The 17,403-nt window shown below is 44.0% G+C and carries 15 protein-coding genes and 1 other RNA gene; 10 read left to right on the forward strand and 6 right to left on the reverse strand.

Annotation, left to right across the window (positions count from 1 at the left end; all coding sequences use genetic code 11):
* Nucleotides 1-60: 60 nt before the first annotated feature.
* Together EP58_RS04745 and ssrA are read left to right on the forward strand one after the other, a co-directional pair.
* On the forward strand, nt 61-1,668 hold the full coding sequence (locus EP58_RS04745) for a tetratricopeptide repeat protein (RefSeq protein ID WP_112859908.1): 1,608 nt from the start codon (nt 61-63) through the stop codon (nt 1,666-1,668).
* A gap of 330 nt (nt 1,669-1,998) precedes the next feature.
* Nucleotides 1,999-2,366, forward strand: a transfer-messenger RNA (tmRNA) gene (gene ssrA / locus EP58_RS17190).
* Nucleotides 2,367-2,843: 477 nt separating this feature from the next.
* Here ssrA and EP58_RS04750 read toward each other — a convergent pair.
* From EP58_RS04750 to EP58_RS04765, 4 genes are all read right to left on the reverse strand, one after another.
* Nucleotides 2,844-4,169, reverse strand: a complete 1,326-nt coding sequence (locus tag EP58_RS04750) for an APC family permease (protein ID WP_036090756.1) — start codon at nt 4,167-4,169, stop codon at nt 2,844-2,846.
* A gap of 90 nt (nt 4,170-4,259) precedes the next feature.
* Nucleotides 4,260-5,231 (reverse strand): L-threonine 3-dehydrogenase, encoded by a 972-nt coding sequence (locus tag EP58_RS04755; protein WP_036090758.1) that lies wholly within the window; start codon nt 5,229-5,231, stop codon nt 4,260-4,262.
* Nucleotides 5,232-5,453: 222 nt separating this feature from the next.
* Nucleotides 5,454-6,644 (reverse strand): glycine C-acetyltransferase, encoded by a 1,191-nt coding sequence (locus tag EP58_RS04760; RefSeq protein WP_036090760.1) that lies wholly within the window; start codon nt 6,642-6,644, stop codon nt 5,454-5,456.
* A 99-nt stretch (nt 6,645-6,743) separates the two neighbouring features.
* Nucleotides 6,744-8,849, reverse strand: a complete 2,106-nt coding sequence (locus EP58_RS04765) for a BglG family transcription antiterminator (protein ID WP_036090761.1) — start codon at nt 8,847-8,849, stop codon at nt 6,744-6,746.
* A 353-nt stretch (nt 8,850-9,202) separates the two neighbouring features.
* Between EP58_RS04765 and ald the strand changes: the two genes are divergently transcribed.
* The 3 genes from ald to EP58_RS04780 all read left to right on the forward strand — a co-directional run bounded on the left by ald (nt 9,203) and on the right by EP58_RS04780 (nt 11,616).
* A complete protein-coding gene (gene ald, locus EP58_RS04770; RefSeq protein WP_036090763.1) occupies nt 9,203-10,306 on the forward strand; it encodes an alanine dehydrogenase in 1,104 nt (367 codons plus the stop codon).
* A complete protein-coding gene (gene tdcB, locus EP58_RS04775; protein WP_077917863.1) occupies nt 10,306-11,304 on the forward strand; it encodes a bifunctional threonine ammonia-lyase/L-serine ammonia-lyase TdcB in 999 nt (332 codons plus the stop codon). Before ald ends, tdcB begins: the two co-directional genes overlap by 1 nt.
* Before the next feature lie 81 nt (nt 11,305-11,385).
* Complete coding sequence (locus EP58_RS04780; protein WP_036091601.1) at nt 11,386-11,616, forward strand: lipopolysaccharide assembly protein LapA domain-containing protein; 231 nt, start codon at nt 11,386-11,388, stop codon at nt 11,614-11,616.
* A 55-nt stretch (nt 11,617-11,671) separates the two neighbouring features.
* On the opposite strand, the gene EP58_RS17475 is transcribed toward EP58_RS04780, so the two are convergent.
* Nucleotides 11,672-11,842 carry a hypothetical protein gene (locus tag EP58_RS17475; RefSeq protein WP_156110608.1) on the reverse strand — a complete coding sequence of 57 codons (171 nt, stop codon included), beginning with the start codon at nt 11,840-11,842 and terminating at the stop codon, nt 11,672-11,674.
* A 202-nt stretch (nt 11,843-12,044) separates the two neighbouring features.
* On the opposite strand from EP58_RS17475, the gene EP58_RS04785 reads away from it, so the two are divergent.
* The 4 genes from EP58_RS04785 to EP58_RS04800 all read left to right on the forward strand — a co-directional run bounded on the left by EP58_RS04785 (nt 12,045) and on the right by EP58_RS04800 (nt 15,705).
* Nucleotides 12,045-12,995: an ABC transporter permease gene (locus EP58_RS04785; protein ID WP_036090767.1), complete on the forward strand. Its 951-nt coding sequence runs from the start codon at nt 12,045-12,047 to the stop codon at nt 12,993-12,995.
* Nucleotides 12,988-13,929 (forward strand): iron chelate uptake ABC transporter family permease subunit, encoded by a 942-nt coding sequence (locus EP58_RS04790; RefSeq protein WP_036090769.1) that lies wholly within the window; start codon nt 12,988-12,990, stop codon nt 13,927-13,929. The genes EP58_RS04785 and EP58_RS04790 overlap by 8 nt, the downstream gene beginning before the upstream one ends.
* A complete protein-coding gene (locus EP58_RS04795; protein ID WP_036090772.1) occupies nt 13,926-14,684 on the forward strand; it encodes an iron ABC transporter ATP-binding protein in 759 nt (252 codons plus the stop codon). Before EP58_RS04790 ends, EP58_RS04795 begins: the two co-directional genes overlap by 4 nt.
* Before the next feature lie 79 nt (nt 14,685-14,763).
* Entirely contained in the window at nt 14,764-15,705 is a 942-nt protein-coding gene (locus EP58_RS04800) for a siderophore ABC transporter substrate-binding protein (RefSeq protein ID WP_036090774.1), read from the forward strand.
* A 40-nt stretch (nt 15,706-15,745) separates the two neighbouring features.
* Here EP58_RS04800 and EP58_RS04805 read toward each other — a convergent pair whose 3' ends face one another.
* Nucleotides 15,746-16,300 (reverse strand): GNAT family N-acetyltransferase, encoded by a 555-nt coding sequence (locus tag EP58_RS04805; protein ID WP_036090777.1) that lies wholly within the window; start codon nt 16,298-16,300, stop codon nt 15,746-15,748.
* A 126-nt stretch (nt 16,301-16,426) separates the two neighbouring features.
* Here EP58_RS04805 and EP58_RS04810 point away from each other — a divergent pair, with 126 nt between their 5' ends.
* Complete coding sequence (locus EP58_RS04810; protein ID WP_036090780.1) at nt 16,427-17,230, forward strand: YwqG family protein; 804 nt, start codon at nt 16,427-16,429, stop codon at nt 17,228-17,230.
* The last annotated feature ends 173 nt before the right edge of the window (nt 17,231-17,403 follow it).

The following is a 17,403-nucleotide window of genomic DNA, read 5'->3' on the forward strand; positions in this document are numbered from 1 at the left end:
TATGTGGTTGAGATGCCTATCTATTTGGTCTTTTTTAGCAGATATTAATAGGGAGTGTAGATGATGATTCCAACTAGAATAATGAAGTTTGAGGCGTTTATGAAGCTTGTGGATCAGGGGGAGATGACGGAAGCTAGGGAGGTTGCGGCGGCTTATGTGGAAGCGCAACCACGAGGGTTTCTAGGTTATTTATGCTGGACGTATGCGGCGTTTGTTGGGGATGGCGACTTGGATTTGGCAGACGGGTATCTGGAGGAGACATTGCGATGGGACTCGCGTTGTGAGGAAGCGATTCATTTAGGTGTGTTGATTTGGGCAGACCGCGATGATGCTAAGGAGAAATATTTTATCGAGCAAGGGATGCGTTATGTTTCACGGGAGCCGTTTTATCCCTATCGGATGGGACTTTTGCTTGAAAAGAAGGATTTGAAAGAGGCTGCTGTTTATTTTGAAAAGGCGGCGATTTTAGGTTCGCGAAATGCGTCATATCTTGGGAAATACGCGACGGTGATGTATTCGCTAGGCAAGAAAAAGGTTGCGCGTGAGTACATAAAACGGGCGCTCGGAATTGATCCGAATCATACGGAGAACGTGCGGCGTTTCGCGCAGATGAGTTATGAGGCTGGTGATTTTAAGGCTGCTCGGGAATTCTCGGAACGGGCTTTGGAGATGACACCAAATGATTTGGAAGCGCAGACTTTAGTCAGGCAAGCCTATCCAACTGGGAATGGACTAGTAGCTTTTGTTCGGAAATTCGGCATGTTTTTCGCACGTTTATTTCGAGGGAAAATGACGGATGCAAAAATAAATGCTGGTTTTCTGCTGGGCTTCGGTATTTTGTATGTGCCATTGTTTTTTATCAACGCGACTTGGGGAATTGCATGTCTTGCGGGTGTTCTAATCGTTGTGGCTCTGGCCAGGTTGATTGCTGATGTTCGATTGGCAAAGCGGAAAATTGGGCGGGTTGAACCGGGACCAGTGCCTGTTATCGCAAAAACGCCAGTACCTAAAGTAGCCACGGCGCCTGCTAAGAAAAACGTGGCACCGCGGGAAGTGAAGAAGCATCGCGAAGTTAATCCACCACTTACGAGGAAAGCGGTAAATAGTAAGCGATTAAACCCAAAAATTATCCTTGTTCCGGCTGCCATTTTGCTTGGATTTGGAATAATTAGTAGCGCGATAGATTCCAATAACGGTTTGGTGGACGGTGAATCTTTCATGGAAGATGATGCATTTGCGGATTCAGAGAGCATCTCGAGCTTTTTAGCGATTCAAGAGGGATATTACGAGGATGCGGATGAGGAGACACGAACGAATGCGCTAGATTATGTGGACGAATCGTATCGGCCAACCTTTGAAAAATTGATGGGAACAGAAGCGCTGAAGGATGAGTTTATGCTTGGAATGACGGATTATTATTTTGATGATCAGGAATTTCAGTATGTAAAAATTATGAATGAAGCGGGCGATTTGTTGTTCCTGGCTGAATTTCAAGAGGGGCAGCTGCATTATCTATACGGTGATGATTGGAATCAGACGGCGGAGGATAAGGCGCGTTATCAAGCGTTGTTGCAGGTGACGGAGGAAGAATACACAGATGAAGATACCGAAGATTATTATATAGAAGAAGATGATGCAATTCTAGACGATGAATATATAGAAGAATAAAATGGATGTCACTCATGATTGGCTTTAATTTGCCATCTGTGAGCCGTTCGTGTATAATATTAGATACTGTCACGTTTGGTGTTTCGCAAAAAGAAACATTTTTCTCGTAGAATGTTGATACTAACTCTAAACCATGCAGAATCAAGGAATCCCTCAATTGGGTAGGACGAAGATGATGCTTTAAACAAATTGAGCGAAAGCGTTTGTATTCAGCAAGTTTTGTAGAAGCCGGAAGCGGAGTGTACGACTGTACATGAGAACCGGAAGTCTGCAAAACTTGCTGAATGCGAGCGGTTGTCGCCAATTTACTAGGGTTAGGCTCTATTACACGGGGACGTTACGGATTCGACAGGGATAGTTCGAGCTTGGATTGCGAGTCGGGGGGATCGGCCTCGTTACAAACGTCAAAGCCAATAATAACTGGCAAAACTAATAATAACCTAGCTTTCGCTGCCTAAGAACAGTCGATAGCTGATCCTCCGTGCATCGCCCATGTGCTACGGTAAGGGTCTCAAATGAAGTGGGATACGATTCTAAGTCTCCGTCTGGGGCTTAGGAGAAGAGCTCAATCAGACTAGCTTTATGGAAGCCTGTTGTCGGGCTGATGTATATGCGAAATCCTAATACGACGACTACGCTCGTAGAAGTCTAAGTGCCGTTATTTCTGGACGTGGGTTCGACTCCCACCGTCTCCATAAGACGAAAAAAACCGCTTGAAGCATTAGTAAAATGTTTCAAGCGGTTTTTTCATGTGGAAAAGCGTTGTTAAATAATCAGAATGGTGTTATACTGGGTTTATAAGTTTATAGCGTGTCAATACGAAACCCCACAAGTCTTATCACCTTGTGGGGTTTCTTGTCGCCTAAAACCTATTCAGTAACCAATGAATGAGTGCAAGCACAATTCCAATAAATAAGGGGGTTATCAAGCCCCTAATGAAAAATTGTTCTCGCTCCCGTCGTCTTTGTTTATTTCGTTTATAGCGTGTCATGTTCGCACCTCCTTCACGTTAAACACACGCGAAAAAAGTGGGATGGCGACATGGCTAGTATAGCATGATTCGTGTTTTTTGGAATCTATCGAAAAATCGATTTTCACCGCGATTACATCATTTTACAGAACAAAAAAGCATTGGAAAACGGTTTTTACACCAGTTTCCAATGCTTTTAATACTGTTATTCAGAAAAATGACCTTTTTTCTTTTTGTAAAGGTAGATTGGTAGTCCAATTGCCGTTAGAACTAGTCCAATTCCGGCGTTCATCGGTTGTGTGAAGAGGGTGTTGAGTACGATGAAGGCACCACCTAGAATCGCAATGATTGGTATCACTGGATAGAGTGGAACTTTGTATGGCCGGACGAGTTCTGGTTCTCGTTTTCGCAGTACGAAGACGGCAATGAACGTGAGTGTGTAGAAAATCCAAATGACGAAGATAAGCATGTCGGTTAATTGGTTGAATCCTCCGCTGAAAATCATGATGATGGAAATGATTAGAATCACGATTCCGCCGTTGTAAGGAACACTACTTTTCGCGCCGAGTTTCTTGAACCAGTTACTGAATGGCAGTTGGTTATCAAGAGCCATTGCGTACGGGATACGAATTCCGGTCATTGTGTAGCCGTTGATTGTGCCGAATACAGAGATCAGAATACCAACAGTGATGAGCTTACCGCCAATCGAGCCGAAGATGATATTCGCAACGTCTGATGCTGGTGTTGCTGTAGCAGCTAGTGCAGCGGCTGGCATAACGAACAAGTAAGCGATATTGATCAATAAGTACACCAACATAACGCCAGTTAGACCGAACACGATAGCTTTTGGTAAATCTTTTTTCGGGTTTTTCATTTCGCCGGCAATGTTACCAACGTGAATCCAGCCGTCATACGCAAACATGGTTGCTACGAGACCTGATCCTAAGCTTGTCAAAAATGGGTGATCTTCTACGCTGATCGGGAATAACCGGAACGCAACGTCTCCCTGATGAAAGAGTCCAAATATAATAATTAAGATAAGTGGTACTAGTTTGCAGATTGTTGTGACTGCTTGGAATGACCCAGCGACTTTTGCCCCGATAAAATTCATGAGCATAATGAACGCTGCTGCTGCAATGGCCACTGGGACGATGATGCCATCACCAGTTCCAAAAAGGTTCGCGACTTGTGTTGCAAAAATGATCGATAATGCCGCGATATTCGCTGGGAAGTAAATAACGGTTTGCGCCCAGCCAAGTAAGTACGCGGTTAATTTGCCATATGTTTTTTGAAGGTACATCATCATTCCACCGGTTTGCGGGATGGCAGCGGAAAGTTCGGCTGCGGTTAGCCCTCCACAAATGGTGATGACGCCGCCGAGAATCCAAGCTAGTAGGCCAAGACTCGCGGTTCCTGTTGCTGAATAAACGGCTTCAGGTTTGAAGAATACGCCGGAACCGATAACAGTTCCCATAACAATGGTTAGTGCAGTAAAAAAGCCAATCTCTTTTTTTAGTTTCTGATTTTCCATGTGTTTTCCCCTCGCTTGTTGTCAGGAATCAGCGCCCCCTTTGAACACTAATTCCTAATCAACAGTTGTTTTGTTAAAAATAGAAATTTATTAATGCCTTACTACTGTATCATTTTCTAGCTTTTTTGTCAGCTTTTCCAGCATATCTTTTGTCATGCGGTCTAGGTCATATTGCGGGTCAAAATCCCATTCGTTTCTAGCACAGCTTGCATCGAGTGAATCTGGCCATGAGTCTGCAATCGCTTGGCGGGCAGGATCAACATCATATTTCAGCTCAAAATCAGGGATAAATTTGCGAATGGACGCGGCGATTTGTTCTGGTTCAAAGCTCATTGCCGTGATATTGAAGGCATTGCGATGAACTAAACGTTTTGGATCCGCTTTCATCAGTTTGATAATGGCATCGATTGCGTCTGGCATATACATCATATCCATGTGCGTGCCTTTCGCGATGAACGAGGTGTAGCTCTTATTTTTCAGTGCTTCGTAGTAAATATCTACGGCATAATCGGTGGTTCCGCCGCCTGGAAGTGTTTTGTAGGAAATCAGGCCTGGGAAGCGCACGCCGCGAGTGTCTACACCAAATTTGTGGAAGTAGTAGTCGCATAGTAGTTCGCCACTTACTTTCGTGACACCGTACATGGTCGTTGGGCGTTGCAAGGTGTCTTGTGGTGTGTTATCTGCTGGTGTGCCAGGTCCGAACGAGCCAATCGAGCTTGGTGTGAAGAATTTCAATTTCAATTCGCGAGCGACTTCAAGTGCGTTCACAAGACCGCCCATATTGAGGCTCCACGCGAGTTGTGGTTTTTCTTCGGCTACAGCAGAAAGCAATGCGGCCAAATGAATAATCGTGTCGACTTCATATTCACGCGCGATATCCATCATTTTATCTTTATCGGTTACGTCTAAAATTTCGAAGGGACCGCTTTCAATAACTTCGTTGCCAGCGATACGGCGGATGTCTGTTGCGATAACGCTGTCCGTGCCGTTTTCAGCGCGCAAACGCATCGTTAATTCGGAGCCAATTTGACCTAGACAACCAGTGATAAGTACTTTTTTCATTTAAAAAACCTCCATTGTATTAGAAATCGTATTTTTATATGTTCTATCGCTTTAGTGGTATAATTAAGTTTGGTATTAGAAAGAGTAATCGGCTGGGTGAACATTGAGACGAATGGCCACTCAGTTGCTCTTTTTTGTTTCTTAATCACACGAATTGAGTTGTTATTTTACTTTGGAAGGGAGCGAAAGTGCGTTTGAAATCACTTTCTCCCAGCCTGTTTTTTAGATGACTTTTAGTTCTTTGCCGACTTTTTCGTATGTTGCTAGTACTTCGTCGAGCATTTCTTTCGTGTGGGCAGCGGTTGGCATGTTACGTACGCGGCCGGTACCTTTTGGAACGGTTGGGAAGACGATGGATTTCGCATAAACGCCTTCTTCTAGCAAACGACGTGAGAATTGTTGTGTTAGGTTCTCGTCGCCGATGATGCAAGGCGTGATGGGTGTTTCGGAATGACCGATGTCAAAACCTAATTTTGCTAAGCCGATTTTTAGATACGTGCCATTTCCCCATAGTTTTTCCATGCGTTCTGGGTCGCTTTCCATGATATCGATGGCTTCGATACATGCTGCTGCGGTTCCAGGTGTTAAAGAGGTCGAGAATAGGAACGGTCTAGCGCGAACTTTTAGCCAATCGATGAGTTGTTGGGAGCCTGCTACGTAGCCGCCGACAACGCCGATTGCTTTAGATAGGGTACCCATTTGGAAGTCGATTTTGTCGGACATGCCGAAATGTTTTACGGTCCCTGCACCTTTGCCCATTACGCCTGAGCCATGCGCGTCATCTACATAAGTAATTAAGCCGAATTCTTCTGCGATAGCAACGATTTCAGGGATTTTTGCAACATCGCCATCCATGGAAAAAACGCCATCCGTGATGTACATAATTTTTTCGTATAGTCCGCTTTCTGTTGCTTCTTTGGCGACGCGGCGAAGATCGTCCATGTCTTGATGCTTGGCGCGCAATACTTTAGCACCGGATAGGCGACACCCGTCAATAATCGATGCGTGATTCAGTTCATCGGAAATGATGGCGTCTTTTTTCGTCATAACGGCGGATATAGCGCCCATGTTACAGTTGAAACCGGATTGGAAAGCGATCGCAGCTTCGGTATGCTTGAATTCTGCTAGGCGTGTTTCGAGTTCATTATGGATTGTCATGGTACCGTTGATAGTGCGCACAGCCCCAGCGCCGACGCCATATTGTTCGGTTGCTTCGATGCATTTCTTTTTCAGGCGGTCGTCATTGGAGAAGCCTAAATAGTTATTGGAAGAAAGGTTGATCAACTCAGCGCCGTTCACCTTGATCTTCGCGCCGTTTGGACCTTCAACGGTATCGATAGTGTTGTAAAGTCCTTGATCTCGTAGTGCTTGTAATTGTGGTTCTAGAAAGTCGTTTAAAACTTTGTTCGTCATGTGAGAGATGCCTCCTAAAAAATTTTTTATATATTATCACGCGTCCCTTACGCCGGATGGGGTTGGGAAAGGGAACCGCGCGGTAATGCCAAAATAAAACTAGAAACCAAGCGATCGATCGGTCACCAGATGGTTGATGTTCTTTTGTTCTAAAAACTCTTGAAGTATCGAGAGAATCAGGTTTTTGATTTTTTCTGGGTTGCCGGATTCAATCATGCTGGTCGCGATTTCATCTTCGGTTAACATCGTGATTAAGTAGGTGAAAATCTCGATTTCTTCGCTCGATAAGGTTTCTGGAAGTAAGAAGACGAGGATGTTCGTGATGTTGACTTTGCCTTCTGATGCGATGTGCATTTCTAAATTATGCTTGGAGCTAAAAACGTGAACCGAGGCCGTTTCAACCTCTGTATTAATAAGAAACATGGCCGTATTTGTTCCGCAGGCCAAGACTTTGCGGTGATTCTCGTGTTTGTTTAATTGTTCGTAAAGGTCGTCCGCCGCGAGATTGGTTTTCTGGGCGATCTCTTGACTGAAGCCGCGGAGGTTATCTTCTAAATTGCGGGTCATCACGCTGCTCGCTGTAAAATGGGTCGCCTTAATGAGTGAGATAATTAAATGATAATAGGTTTGCATCACAGTCAAACTCGATAAAGCCGTCTCAAAATCGGTCGTTGCAACGGCATCCATTGGGAAAGTCTCGTTTTGCTTACGATTCGCGATTTTTTCGAGCTTTTTATTGATGGCGTTGATTTCATTATCTGTGAAAAAAATACTGATAAATTGATAATCATGGGCGAAATTCTCTAAGTGTGATGTCGAGAGGATCATATCGTATTTTTCTAGATTGGTTTCTTTCATAAGATCGATTGGCGTGATAAACTTCATTTTTTTTAGTTTAGGTAAGCGCTTCCTAAATCTTGCTTGTAGCCAGGTATTGATGCCACTGCTGCGCGAGGTCACGATGAGTGCGCTGTACGGTCGCATGTTTTCAGAATGGATAATCGCGGCTTCGAAGTGAAGGACGATGAATCCAGTTTCTTCTTCGGGAATTTGTTTAAAGGGATAGACGTCACACGCTGCTCTGTGCACGATGTCGAATAAATCCGGGAACTCGGCTTTGATCATTTCGAGTAGGGGATTGCTCATCGGCATTTTTTTCTTCAATCGGATGATGGAATACTGGATGTGTTCGGTGAGCCCTTTTAAAACAGTGATTTGTGATAGCGGTGTATCAATTTCTTTCGCGACACGGGAAATGAGTTTTTTCGCGATTCGAATGGCTTGTACTTTCTCGTTTCGGTAAAAAACATCTTGTCCGCGGCGAATTTCTGATTCGAGCACGAGCATCGTCAGCTCCGCGATTTCGCTGTCTGGAATTTCGACCATATCTGGCAAACAGTCACGCAAAATCCGTTCGGCGATGTCGTATTCAGGGTATTCTTGCAGGAAAACATGATTGCCGTCACTTTTAGCGATGATTTTCCCTTTTGGAATTTGTTGAATCGTTATCATGAGGTAAGTCAGCAGGTTTATGTAGGAATCATTGCTAATTTCATAGGAAAGCTTTTTCATCCATTTAGTGATAATCGGATCGCACATGTGCAAAAGGGATAGGTCGACGAAATCCGCGATACGCTCATCGATGTGGGCTTCGTTATCATCTAGGAGGTCGCTGAACATTTGATAGAGCTTGATTTTCGGAACTGTCATTAAAAGCAGTTCTCCGAGCAGTTCGCGTTTTTCTAGGACGGAAGATTCTAATTCGACGCCGATGCCACGTTTTCGCTTAATGTGGATTTTGCCGTTCCAGTCTTCTTCCAGCCGGGTTAAATCACTGCTCACAGTGGCGACGGTGACCGAAAGTTCGTTGGCAAGCGCAATCAATTTCACCGGTTCGGACTCGTTTAAAAGCACCCGCAAAATGATTTGTTGTCTCTCAAAAGGTGTAAACTCATTATTGACGAGTTCCAATATGTTTTTTTGAATGCGATCACGATGGGCAGACGCGCCGGTGACAGTGAGCCGACTCCCGTGTTTGACTAAGGTTAATTTGAAATCCTGCAATGTTTCGCCGACTTCTTTTAAATCGCGACGCACGGTTCGTTCGCTGACATCTAAATAAGAAGCGAGCTGTGCAATCGAAATATCGCCGGGTACCGATAGGATTTTTTCTAAAATGATTCGTGAGCGTGCAGATAGGTACATTATGTTTCTTCCTTTCGCAGAAATTTTCCCCATGAAAGCTGCGTATGCGTTTCATTTTCTTTCGCTGCTAAAGATTCACCTTACACCCTTATACTATGACTCCGCTTGCATATAAGCAATACAAACATATTGCTAATTTGTCCAGTTTTGAAATTGAAAAGTTGGACAAAGTTATATCAAGCCACGAAATGAGTGCTTTTCCTAGTGTTTGCAGGTGTTGGCGCGCAATGCTTTTCGGGATTTAATTGCTATTTTATATTGTGAAATACTTATCAAACTCGATTTGACAGCGTTTACGTCAGGGTGCTATTCTGTACTCGCAAACACAATCTAAAAGAAGGACGTGAACGAAGATGAGAATTAGTGTCGTGAAAGAAATCAAGGCGGGCGAGGCTCGTGTTGGTATGACGCCTGAAAACGCGGCGGTATTGGTGAACCAAGGGAACGTTGTATTAGTAGAACAAGATGCTGGGATTGGTTCCGGTTATACAAATCAAGAATATGTGGACGCTGGTGCGACGCTTGTTGATCAAGCAGAAGCATGGATGGCGGACATGGTTGTCAAAGTGAAAGAGCCACAGCCTTCCGAATATCCGTTTTTCAAGCGAGGTCAGATTATCTGGGGATTTCTTCATTTAGCCGCGTCGAAACCGTGTGTGGAAGCCCTTTTAAAAGCAGGTGCCACAGCGATTGGCGGGGAAACGATTGAAAAAGATGGCGTGCTTACGTTGTTAAAACCAATGAGCGCGATTGCAGGACGTCGAGCGATTTTCATGGGTGCGTATTATTTGGAAAAACAACATCAAGGTGAGGGAATCTTGCTATCTGGAATTGAAAATATCCCGGCTGGTGAGGTGGTGATTCTTGGTGGGGGAAACGCAGCGATCAACGCGTGCGATATGGCGATTGGAATTGGCTGTAGCGTGACGATTTTGGAGTTGAATCCAGAACGAATTGCGTATTTAACGGAACATTACGCAGGGAAATCAGTCACAATTTTGCCATCGACAACGGAAAATCTCGAGCGGGAAATCCAGAAGGCGGACGTCTTTATTTCGACAATCCTCATTCCTGGAGCGAAACCGCCAAAAATAGTCAAGGAATCTATGGTGAAATCGATGAAACCGGGCAGCGTCATTGTTGATATCGCTATCGATCAAGGCGGAACGGTGGAAACCATCGAGCACTATACGACGCATGATGATCCGATTTTTATCAAGCATGGTGTGCTTCATTATGCGGTTCCAAACATGCCGGGTGCGACGCCTAGAACCTCGACCATGGCGCTGGCAACGGGGAACCTTCCGTATTTATCAGCCATCGCGGAAAAAGGACTGGAACAAGCCTTACGCGCAGATGTTTCTTTGGCAAGTGGGCTGAACATTCATCAAGGGAACATCATGTCAAAAAGCCTCGCCGACACGTTAGGAATGGAATATAGTGAGGTACTCCAATGATGAAAACCGACGAATATGTGACGATTTGGGACATTAATAAAGCGAAAGAAGTGCTTCAAGATAACGCCCGCAAAACACCGCTTGTAAAATCATTCTACTTAACAAGTGTGGCAGAAGCAAACGTTTACCTAAAGTTAGAAAACATGCAATTAACTGGCTCTTTCAAATTCCGTGGTGCTTATAACAAAATCGCGGCCTTGACGACGACCGAAAAGGAGCACGGTGTCATCGCTTGTTCAGCAGGAAATCACGCGCAAGGCGTTGCTCTGTCCTCAAAATTACTCGGAATCAATAGTAAAATCGTGATGCCTGAAACCGCGCCACAAGCTAAAATCGATGCAACGAGAGGTTATGGTTCGGACGTTGTTTTATATGGGCAAACGTTTGATGAAGCCAAAGAGAAATGCATCGAAATCGCGGAGAAAACAGGACGCACCTTTTTGCATCCATATGACGATCCGGCGGTGATTGCTGGGCAAGGAACGATTGGTTTGGAGATTTTGGACAACATGTGGGATGTCGATACGGTTATCGTGCCAATTGGTGGCGGTGGTTTAATATCGGGCATCGCGATTGCGCTGAAATCGTTTAATCCGAACATTCGCATTATCGGCGTGCAAGCGGAAAATGTGCATGGAATGAAATCGTCGTTTGATGCTGAAAAAATCACGCCGCATTACGCAGCGCCAACGATGGCAGATGGCTGTGCGGTGAAAGTTCCTGGGGACATCACGTTTTCTATTGTGAAAGAATTGGTAGACGAGATCATCACGGTTTCGGAAGACGAGTTAGAACAAGCGATGAAAGATTTGCTACAGCGTGGAAAAGCGGTTGTTGAAGGCGCCGGGGCACTCAGCACGGCCGCACTCGTTTCCGATAAAATAACAGATTATGTGAAAGGCAAAAATGTTGTTTGCATCATATCTGGCGGAAATGTTGATTTAGAGCGAATTTCTCAAGTTTGCGAACATTTCTTTTCTAGCGAAGTTGTCGAGTAATAGTAATCACAATCATTGTAACTAGTTGCTAAAGTGGGTATACTTAGAAAAACAGTACTATCCGTAGAAGGAGTGAGTGCAATGAAGGTACAGTGGCAAGTGATTGTTGGGATTATTATAGCTATTTTGATTCTTGTGTTTGGAACGACGAACATGGGAACAGTAGATGTCAAATTATTATTCTGGACGGTGCAATGGCCGCTTATTATCGTGATTCTAGGCTCGGTCGCAGCGGGCATTATCATGGTGCTTTGCTTTAATTATTACAGATCGAGAAAGAAGAAAAAAAGCGTGAAAGTCAAAGCAAAATAAGCATATGTACAAAAAATCTCCAAAGGTTGTTCCTAAACCTTTGGAGATTAGTATTTTATTTTAGAATTTTTCGGTGAAATTGTTGGTGAGAATCCTGCACTTGTTGGTGCGGTTTCCCATGTAAATTTTCGGCGAATGGCTTTTTCTCTTTGTCCTTTGGAAGAGCGTCACTGATTTTCGGTGTGTGAATCGCTTGCGAGGTCTGACTTTTTTTAGAATTGGTCATTTTTTAAAACCTCCTTTGTTGTTCCTTACCCTGAGGGCGGAGAGTTAAAACACAGATTTTGGATTGGAAGTTTCTCATTAGATGGGAGGCTTTTTTGTTTGTGCATTTGAAAACATGTCCTTGACAAGCAGAAGTGTTTCTATTAGAATAGGTTCTGTAAACGATAATGAAAATCATTCTCAATTAAAAGGCGGGTGATTACTTGAAGAGAGCGATACTTATTATTGTGTTTTTATTATTGGCATTGCTTTCGGTGTTCGTTGGCGTGCAGAAGATTTCTATTGTACATATTTTTGAATTGACGCGGGAACAGTGGGACATTATTTGGATAAGTCGGATTCCTAGGCTTGTGAGTATTATTTTGGCCGGAGCTGGGATTAGTATTTGTGGGATGATTATGCAGAGTTTGACGCAGAATAAGTTTGTTTCACCAACGACGGCGGGGACGATGGATGCTGCGAGATTAGGGATATTGGTGTCTTTGCTTGTTTTTACAACGGCGAGTCCTTTGGTGAAAATGGGTGTGGCGTTTCTGTTTGCGCTTCTCGGGACATTTATATTTATGCAGATTTTGGAGCGAATTCCGTTTAAAGATACGATTTTTATTCCGCTTGTTGGGTTGATGTTCGGCGGGATTCTCAGTTCGATTACGACGTTCTTTGCGTATAAGTTTGATTTGATTCAAAATATTTCTTCGTGGCTTCAAGGGGATTTCTCGATGGTGCTAAAAGGGCGATATGAGCTGCTTTACGTTGCGGTTCCGCTGATTGTGATTGCGTATTTGTATGCGAATCAGCTCACGGTTGCTGGGATGGGGGAGACGTTTTCGCGGAATTTGGGATTGTCTTATAAGGCGATTATGCGGATTGGATTGGTGATAGTTGCGTTTATTACGGCGTCTGTGGTTCTGACGGTTGGCATGATACCTTTTCTTGGCTTGATTGTACCGAATATTGTGTCGATTTATCGCGGGGATAATATTAAGAAAACTTTGTTTGATACGGCGGTTTTTGGTGCGACTTTCTTGCTGTTTTGTGACGTGCTCGGTCGGGTGATTATTTATCCGTACGAAATTTCGATTAGTTTGATGGTTGGGATTATTGGGAGCGCGATTTTTATTTATCTGCTAATGAGGAGAAAAGCTTATGCGTAAAAATTGGATTTTAGCAGGTATTGTTGTGTTTTTGATGGCGGGTTATTTGTTTTTGTTCATGGGTGGAAGTCCGGCGTTTGCGCTGGAACTGAGGTCGACGAAGCTGATTGCGATTGTGTTTACGGGGATTGCGATTGCGGTTTCGACGGTGGTTTTCCAGACGATTACGCAGAATAAGATTTTGACGCCTTCGATTATGGGGCTGGATTCGTTATACATGTTATTGCAGACGTCGCTCGTGTTTCTTTTTGGGTCACAGGCGTTGATGCGGGCTGGAAGTGGGCGCTGGAATTTCTTTTTATCGGTCGTTTTGATGATGGGATTTGCACTTGTTTTATACTGGTTGATGTTTAAGCGGAATGGACGGAATATTTATTTCTTGCTGCTGGTCGGGATTGTGTGCGGGACGTTTTTCTCTAGTTTTTCATCGTTTATGGAGATGTTGATTGATCCGAATGAGTTCCAGATTGTGCAGGATAAGATGTTTGCGAGTTTTAATAATGTGAATACGTCGATTTTGGCGATTGCAATCCTTATTTTCGTAGCGGCGATGCTTTATTTGTTGCGATTTGTGAAGTATTTGGATGTGCTGGCGCTGGGCAAGGATCACGCGGTGAATTTGGGCGTTCCGTATAACAAAATTGTGAAACAGTTGCTGCTCATTATCGTGGTGCTGGTCTCGGTTGCGACGGCGCTCGTTGGACCGATTACGTTTTTAGGATTGATTGTGGCGAATGTGGCGTATCAATTTTTGAAAACGCATCGGCATGTGACGTTGCTTGTTGGGGCGAGCTTGATAAGTCTGGTGGCGCTCGTTGGTGGGCAGTTGTTGGCGGAGCGGGTGTTCCATTTCGATACGCCGATCAGTGTGATTATTAACCTGTGCGGCGGCGTGTATTTCTTGTATTTGCTTTTGAGAGGGGCGAAATTATGATTGAAGTGCGGAACTTAGGAAAAAAATATGGGACAAAAAATGTGCTTCAAGCGGTTGATTTGGTGATTCCTGAGAAGCAGATCGTGTCGTTTATCGGGGCAAATGGCGCTGGAAAAAGTACGTTGTTGTCGATTATTGCGCGGTTGATGAAAGCGGATAGTGGCGAGGTGTTGGTGGATGGCGTGGCGCTCGGTGATTGGAAGTCGGATGATTTGGCGAAACGGTTGTCGATTTTGAAGCAGAGTAATCATGTCACGATGCGTTTGACAGTGCGAGATTTGGTGGCTTTTGGGCGGTTTCCGCATTCGAAGGGACGCTTGCAAAAGGATGATGAGGCGTTTATCGAGATGGCGCTGGATTATATGGAATTGCGGGATTTGGCGTCGCGCTATTTGGATGAGCTTAGTGGTGGTCAGCAGCAGCGGGCGTATATTGCGATGATTATTGCGCAGAATACGGATTATATTTTGCTGGATGAGCCACTGAATAATTTGGATATGAAACATTCGGTGCAAATTATGCAGTTGTTGCGGCGTTTGGTGGATGAGCTGGGCAAGACGGTGTTGCTGGTTTTGCATGATATTAATTTTGCGTCGTGTTATTCGGATTCGATTGTGGCTTTGAAGAATGGCGCGGTTGTGGCGAATGGCAGCACGGCGGAGATGATTCAGGAAGACGTGTTGGCGCAGGTTTTTGATATGCATATTCCGATTTCGTTGATTAATAATGACCGGATTGGCGTGTATTTTAAATAAAGGAGGTGAGGGCGCGAAACGGTTGGTATGACAAGGAATAATAGCTTCAAAAATAGATAAATAAGGGTGGTTAAAGTAGATGAAGAAATTAGTAATGGTCGCAATGTTGATGCTTTTGACGGTGTTTGCGGTTGCTTGTGGGACGGATGAAAAGACGAATGCGGACGCGGAAAAAACAGCGAAGGAATTAACGATTAAGCACGAACTTGGCGATACGAAAGTGAAGCAAAACCCTGGAAAAGTGGTTGTTTTTGATTTTGGAACACTTGATACGTTGCAGGCACTCGATTTGTCTAAAAATGTGACTGGTTTGCCGAAACAATCTTTGCCGAAGTATTTGGATGCTTTTGCGAGTGATAAATACGCGGATCTTGGCGGTTTGAAAGAGCCTGATTTTGAGAAAATAAACGAGGCGGCACCGGATTTGAACATTATTTCTGGGCGCCAATCCGATTCTTATGATAAATTTTCCGATATTGCACCAACGATTTATCAAGGTGTGGACACGAAGGATTATATGAAGTCGTTCCAAGCGAATGTGAACACGGTGGCTAGTTTGTTTGGAAAAGAGGACGAAGCGAAGAAGCAATTGGATGCGATTGACAAGCAGGTTGCGGATGTAAAAGCGAGCGTGCCAGCTGGTAAAACGGGATTAATTATCTTGGCGAACGATGGAAAAATGAGTGCGTATGGCCCTGGTTCGCGCTTTGGATTGATTCATGATGTACTTGGTGTGACGCCGGCGGATCCGAAAATTGAAGCGTCAACGCATGGTCAAAGTATTTCTTCCGAGTATATTGCGGAGAAAAATCCAGATTACTTGTATGTGATCGACCGCGGTGCAGCGATTGGTGGGGAATCTTCCGCGAAATCAGTTGTTGAGAATGATTTAGTGAAAAAGACGAATGCTTATAAAAATGGCAATATTGTTTACTTAAATCCAGAGTATTGGTACTTGTCTGGAGGCGGGTTAGAGTCTGTTTCGGAAATGGTGAAAGAGGTTGGAGATAGCTTTAAATAAGGAGGAAAAACTGCTCCGCGACATATGTCGCTGAGCAGTTTTATTTGGCGTTATATTCTTCTTTTAAAATAGCGTAATAAGCGTCGTCTACGAATTCTTCTTTGACGTAGCGGCTTTTTCGAAGTGTGCCTTCGTAAGTCATACCTAGTCGCTGCATGACTTTTCCGGAGGCGGGGTTGCGGACGTCGTGCATGGCGTAAACGCGTTCTAGTTGTAGTGTTTGGAAAGCAAGATCGAGGATAGCGCGCGCAGCTTCGATCATGTACCCATGGCCCCAGTAATCGCGATGGAGGACGTAGCCGAGACAACCGCTTCGGTTCATCGGATCAATGCGAATATCGATGGTACCGATAAATTTGCCAGTTTCAGCGAGTTCTATCCCGTATTTTCCGATTGGAGACGCGACGAAATACTCGGCGATTTTTTGACGGGTTATCTCGATGGATGGATGTGTATCAAAAACAAAGCGTGTATTTTCATCATCAGAGGCGTATTCGAACATGTCTTTTGCGTCGGCGAGCGTTATTGGGCGTAAGATGAGTCGTTCGGTGTGAATGATTTGATGTTCCACTAACAAGTAAGTAAAGCTTTCCATTTTCGTTCCCTCCTTTTGGGTATTGTTGCTTATTTTAGCACATTTATAGTGGCGATTAAAGTCTATATTGAAAGTTTTTTATAATATGCTATGATGAAGTTATTATATAAAAAGGGAGGCTTTTCCATGTTAAAAGAAAAACTTGAAAAATTGGTAGCACCTGAAATTGTAGATCGGATTCTTGCGACGGAAGTAGAACGGATTTTGTTGTCTTGTGAAGGCGATGGGGAGTTAGGATTGACTGATAGTAAGGCGGGCGGGCGTGGCTATGTGCCTAAATCTATGGAATATCCACGTAATAACGACGGGGGTCCTCTTAGTTTGCTGGCGCAGATTAATTTTTCAGAAATGCCTGATTTGGAGGACTTTCCGAAAACGGGATTGTTAGCGTTTTACATTGATTATTTCGATGATTTGACTGGGCTTGATTTTGATGATCAGACGTGTCAAAATGGCTTCCGAGTTTTGTATTTTGAAACAGCGGATGAGGCTAGTTATTCAGCAGAGGAACAGGATACTTTTTTTGCGTCGGTGGATGAGGCGTTTTATCCAATTGTGGATGGTGAATTTCGTTTACAAGGGGAAATCCAGAAACAAGTGGCTTTGAAAGATAGTTATGATTTTAAGCAGGCGTATGGCGGTGAGTTTTATGATTTGATGGATACGTGGACTGGTGAGGATGAGGATAAGGTGGACGCGCTGTTTGAATTGGATAGTAGCAGTAGTCAGCTTGGCGGTTATCCGTTTTTCACGCAAGAAGATCCGCGGCTTAGTGATGAGAAGGCGCATCACGACACGTTGTTATTTCAGCTAGATTCAGTTGATGGTATTATGTGGGGGGATATGGGTGTTGGCAACTTCTTTATTAACCGGGAAGATTTGAAGCGAAAAGATTTCTCGAATGTGTTATATAACTGGGATTGTTATTGATTTTAAGGGGGGCGTGTGTTGTTCCTAAATGAGATTTTAGAGCAAATAGCTAATTTCCAAAGTTAAGTCCTGTAATAAATGTTGGGGTAGAAAATAATCTGCCTCAGCATTTTTTTTGTTCTTATTTCTAAATAGCAGGTGTAGAATCAAAAAGCTATATCCAAAGAATTGAC

The organism is Paenilisteria newyorkensis, from assembly GCF_000766145.1.
In the GTDB taxonomy this organism is placed as follows: Bacteria; Bacillota; Bacilli; order Lactobacillales; family Listeriaceae; genus Listeria_A; species Listeria_A newyorkensis.

What these genes read in the sequence shown, in the direction of transcription:
- EP58_RS04745 (WP_112859908.1), top strand. Translation starts at nt 61, where the DNA reads ATGATGATTCCAACTAGAATAATGAAGTTTGAGGCGTTTATGAAGCTT.
- EP58_RS04750 (WP_036090756.1), bottom strand. Translation starts at nt 4,169, where the DNA reads ATGGAAAATCAGAAACTAAAAAAAGAGATTGGCTTTTTTACTGCACTA.
- EP58_RS04755 (WP_036090758.1), bottom strand. Translation starts at nt 5,231, where the DNA reads ATGAAAAAAGTACTTATCACTGGTTGTCTAGGTCAAATTGGCTCCGAA.
- EP58_RS04760 (WP_036090760.1), bottom strand. Translation starts at nt 6,644, where the DNA reads ATGACGAACAAAGTTTTAAACGACTTTCTAGAACCACAATTACAAGCA.
- EP58_RS04765 (WP_036090761.1), bottom strand. Translation starts at nt 8,849, where the DNA reads ATGTACCTATCTGCACGCTCACGAATCATTTTAGAAAAAATCCTATCG.
- ald (WP_036090763.1), top strand. Translation starts at nt 9,203, where the DNA reads ATGAGAATTAGTGTCGTGAAAGAAATCAAGGCGGGCGAGGCTCGTGTT.
- tdcB (WP_077917863.1), top strand. Translation starts at nt 10,306, where the DNA reads ATGAAAACCGACGAATATGTGACGATTTGGGACATTAATAAAGCGAAA.
- EP58_RS04780 (WP_036091601.1), top strand. Translation starts at nt 11,386, where the DNA reads ATGAAGGTACAGTGGCAAGTGATTGTTGGGATTATTATAGCTATTTTG.
- EP58_RS17475 (WP_156110608.1), bottom strand. Translation starts at nt 11,842, where the DNA reads ATGACCAATTCTAAAAAAAGTCAGACCTCGCAAGCGATTCACACACCG.
- EP58_RS04790 (WP_036090769.1), top strand. Translation starts at nt 12,988, where the DNA reads ATGCGTAAAAATTGGATTTTAGCAGGTATTGTTGTGTTTTTGATGGCG.
- EP58_RS04795 (WP_036090772.1), top strand. Translation starts at nt 13,926, where the DNA reads ATGATTGAAGTGCGGAACTTAGGAAAAAAATATGGGACAAAAAATGTG.
- EP58_RS04800 (WP_036090774.1), top strand. Translation starts at nt 14,764, where the DNA reads ATGAAGAAATTAGTAATGGTCGCAATGTTGATGCTTTTGACGGTGTTT.
- EP58_RS04805 (WP_036090777.1), bottom strand. Translation starts at nt 16,300, where the DNA reads ATGGAAAGCTTTACTTACTTGTTAGTGGAACATCAAATCATTCACACC.
- EP58_RS04810 (WP_036090780.1), top strand. Translation starts at nt 16,427, where the DNA reads ATGTTAAAAGAAAAACTTGAAAAATTGGTAGCACCTGAAATTGTAGAT.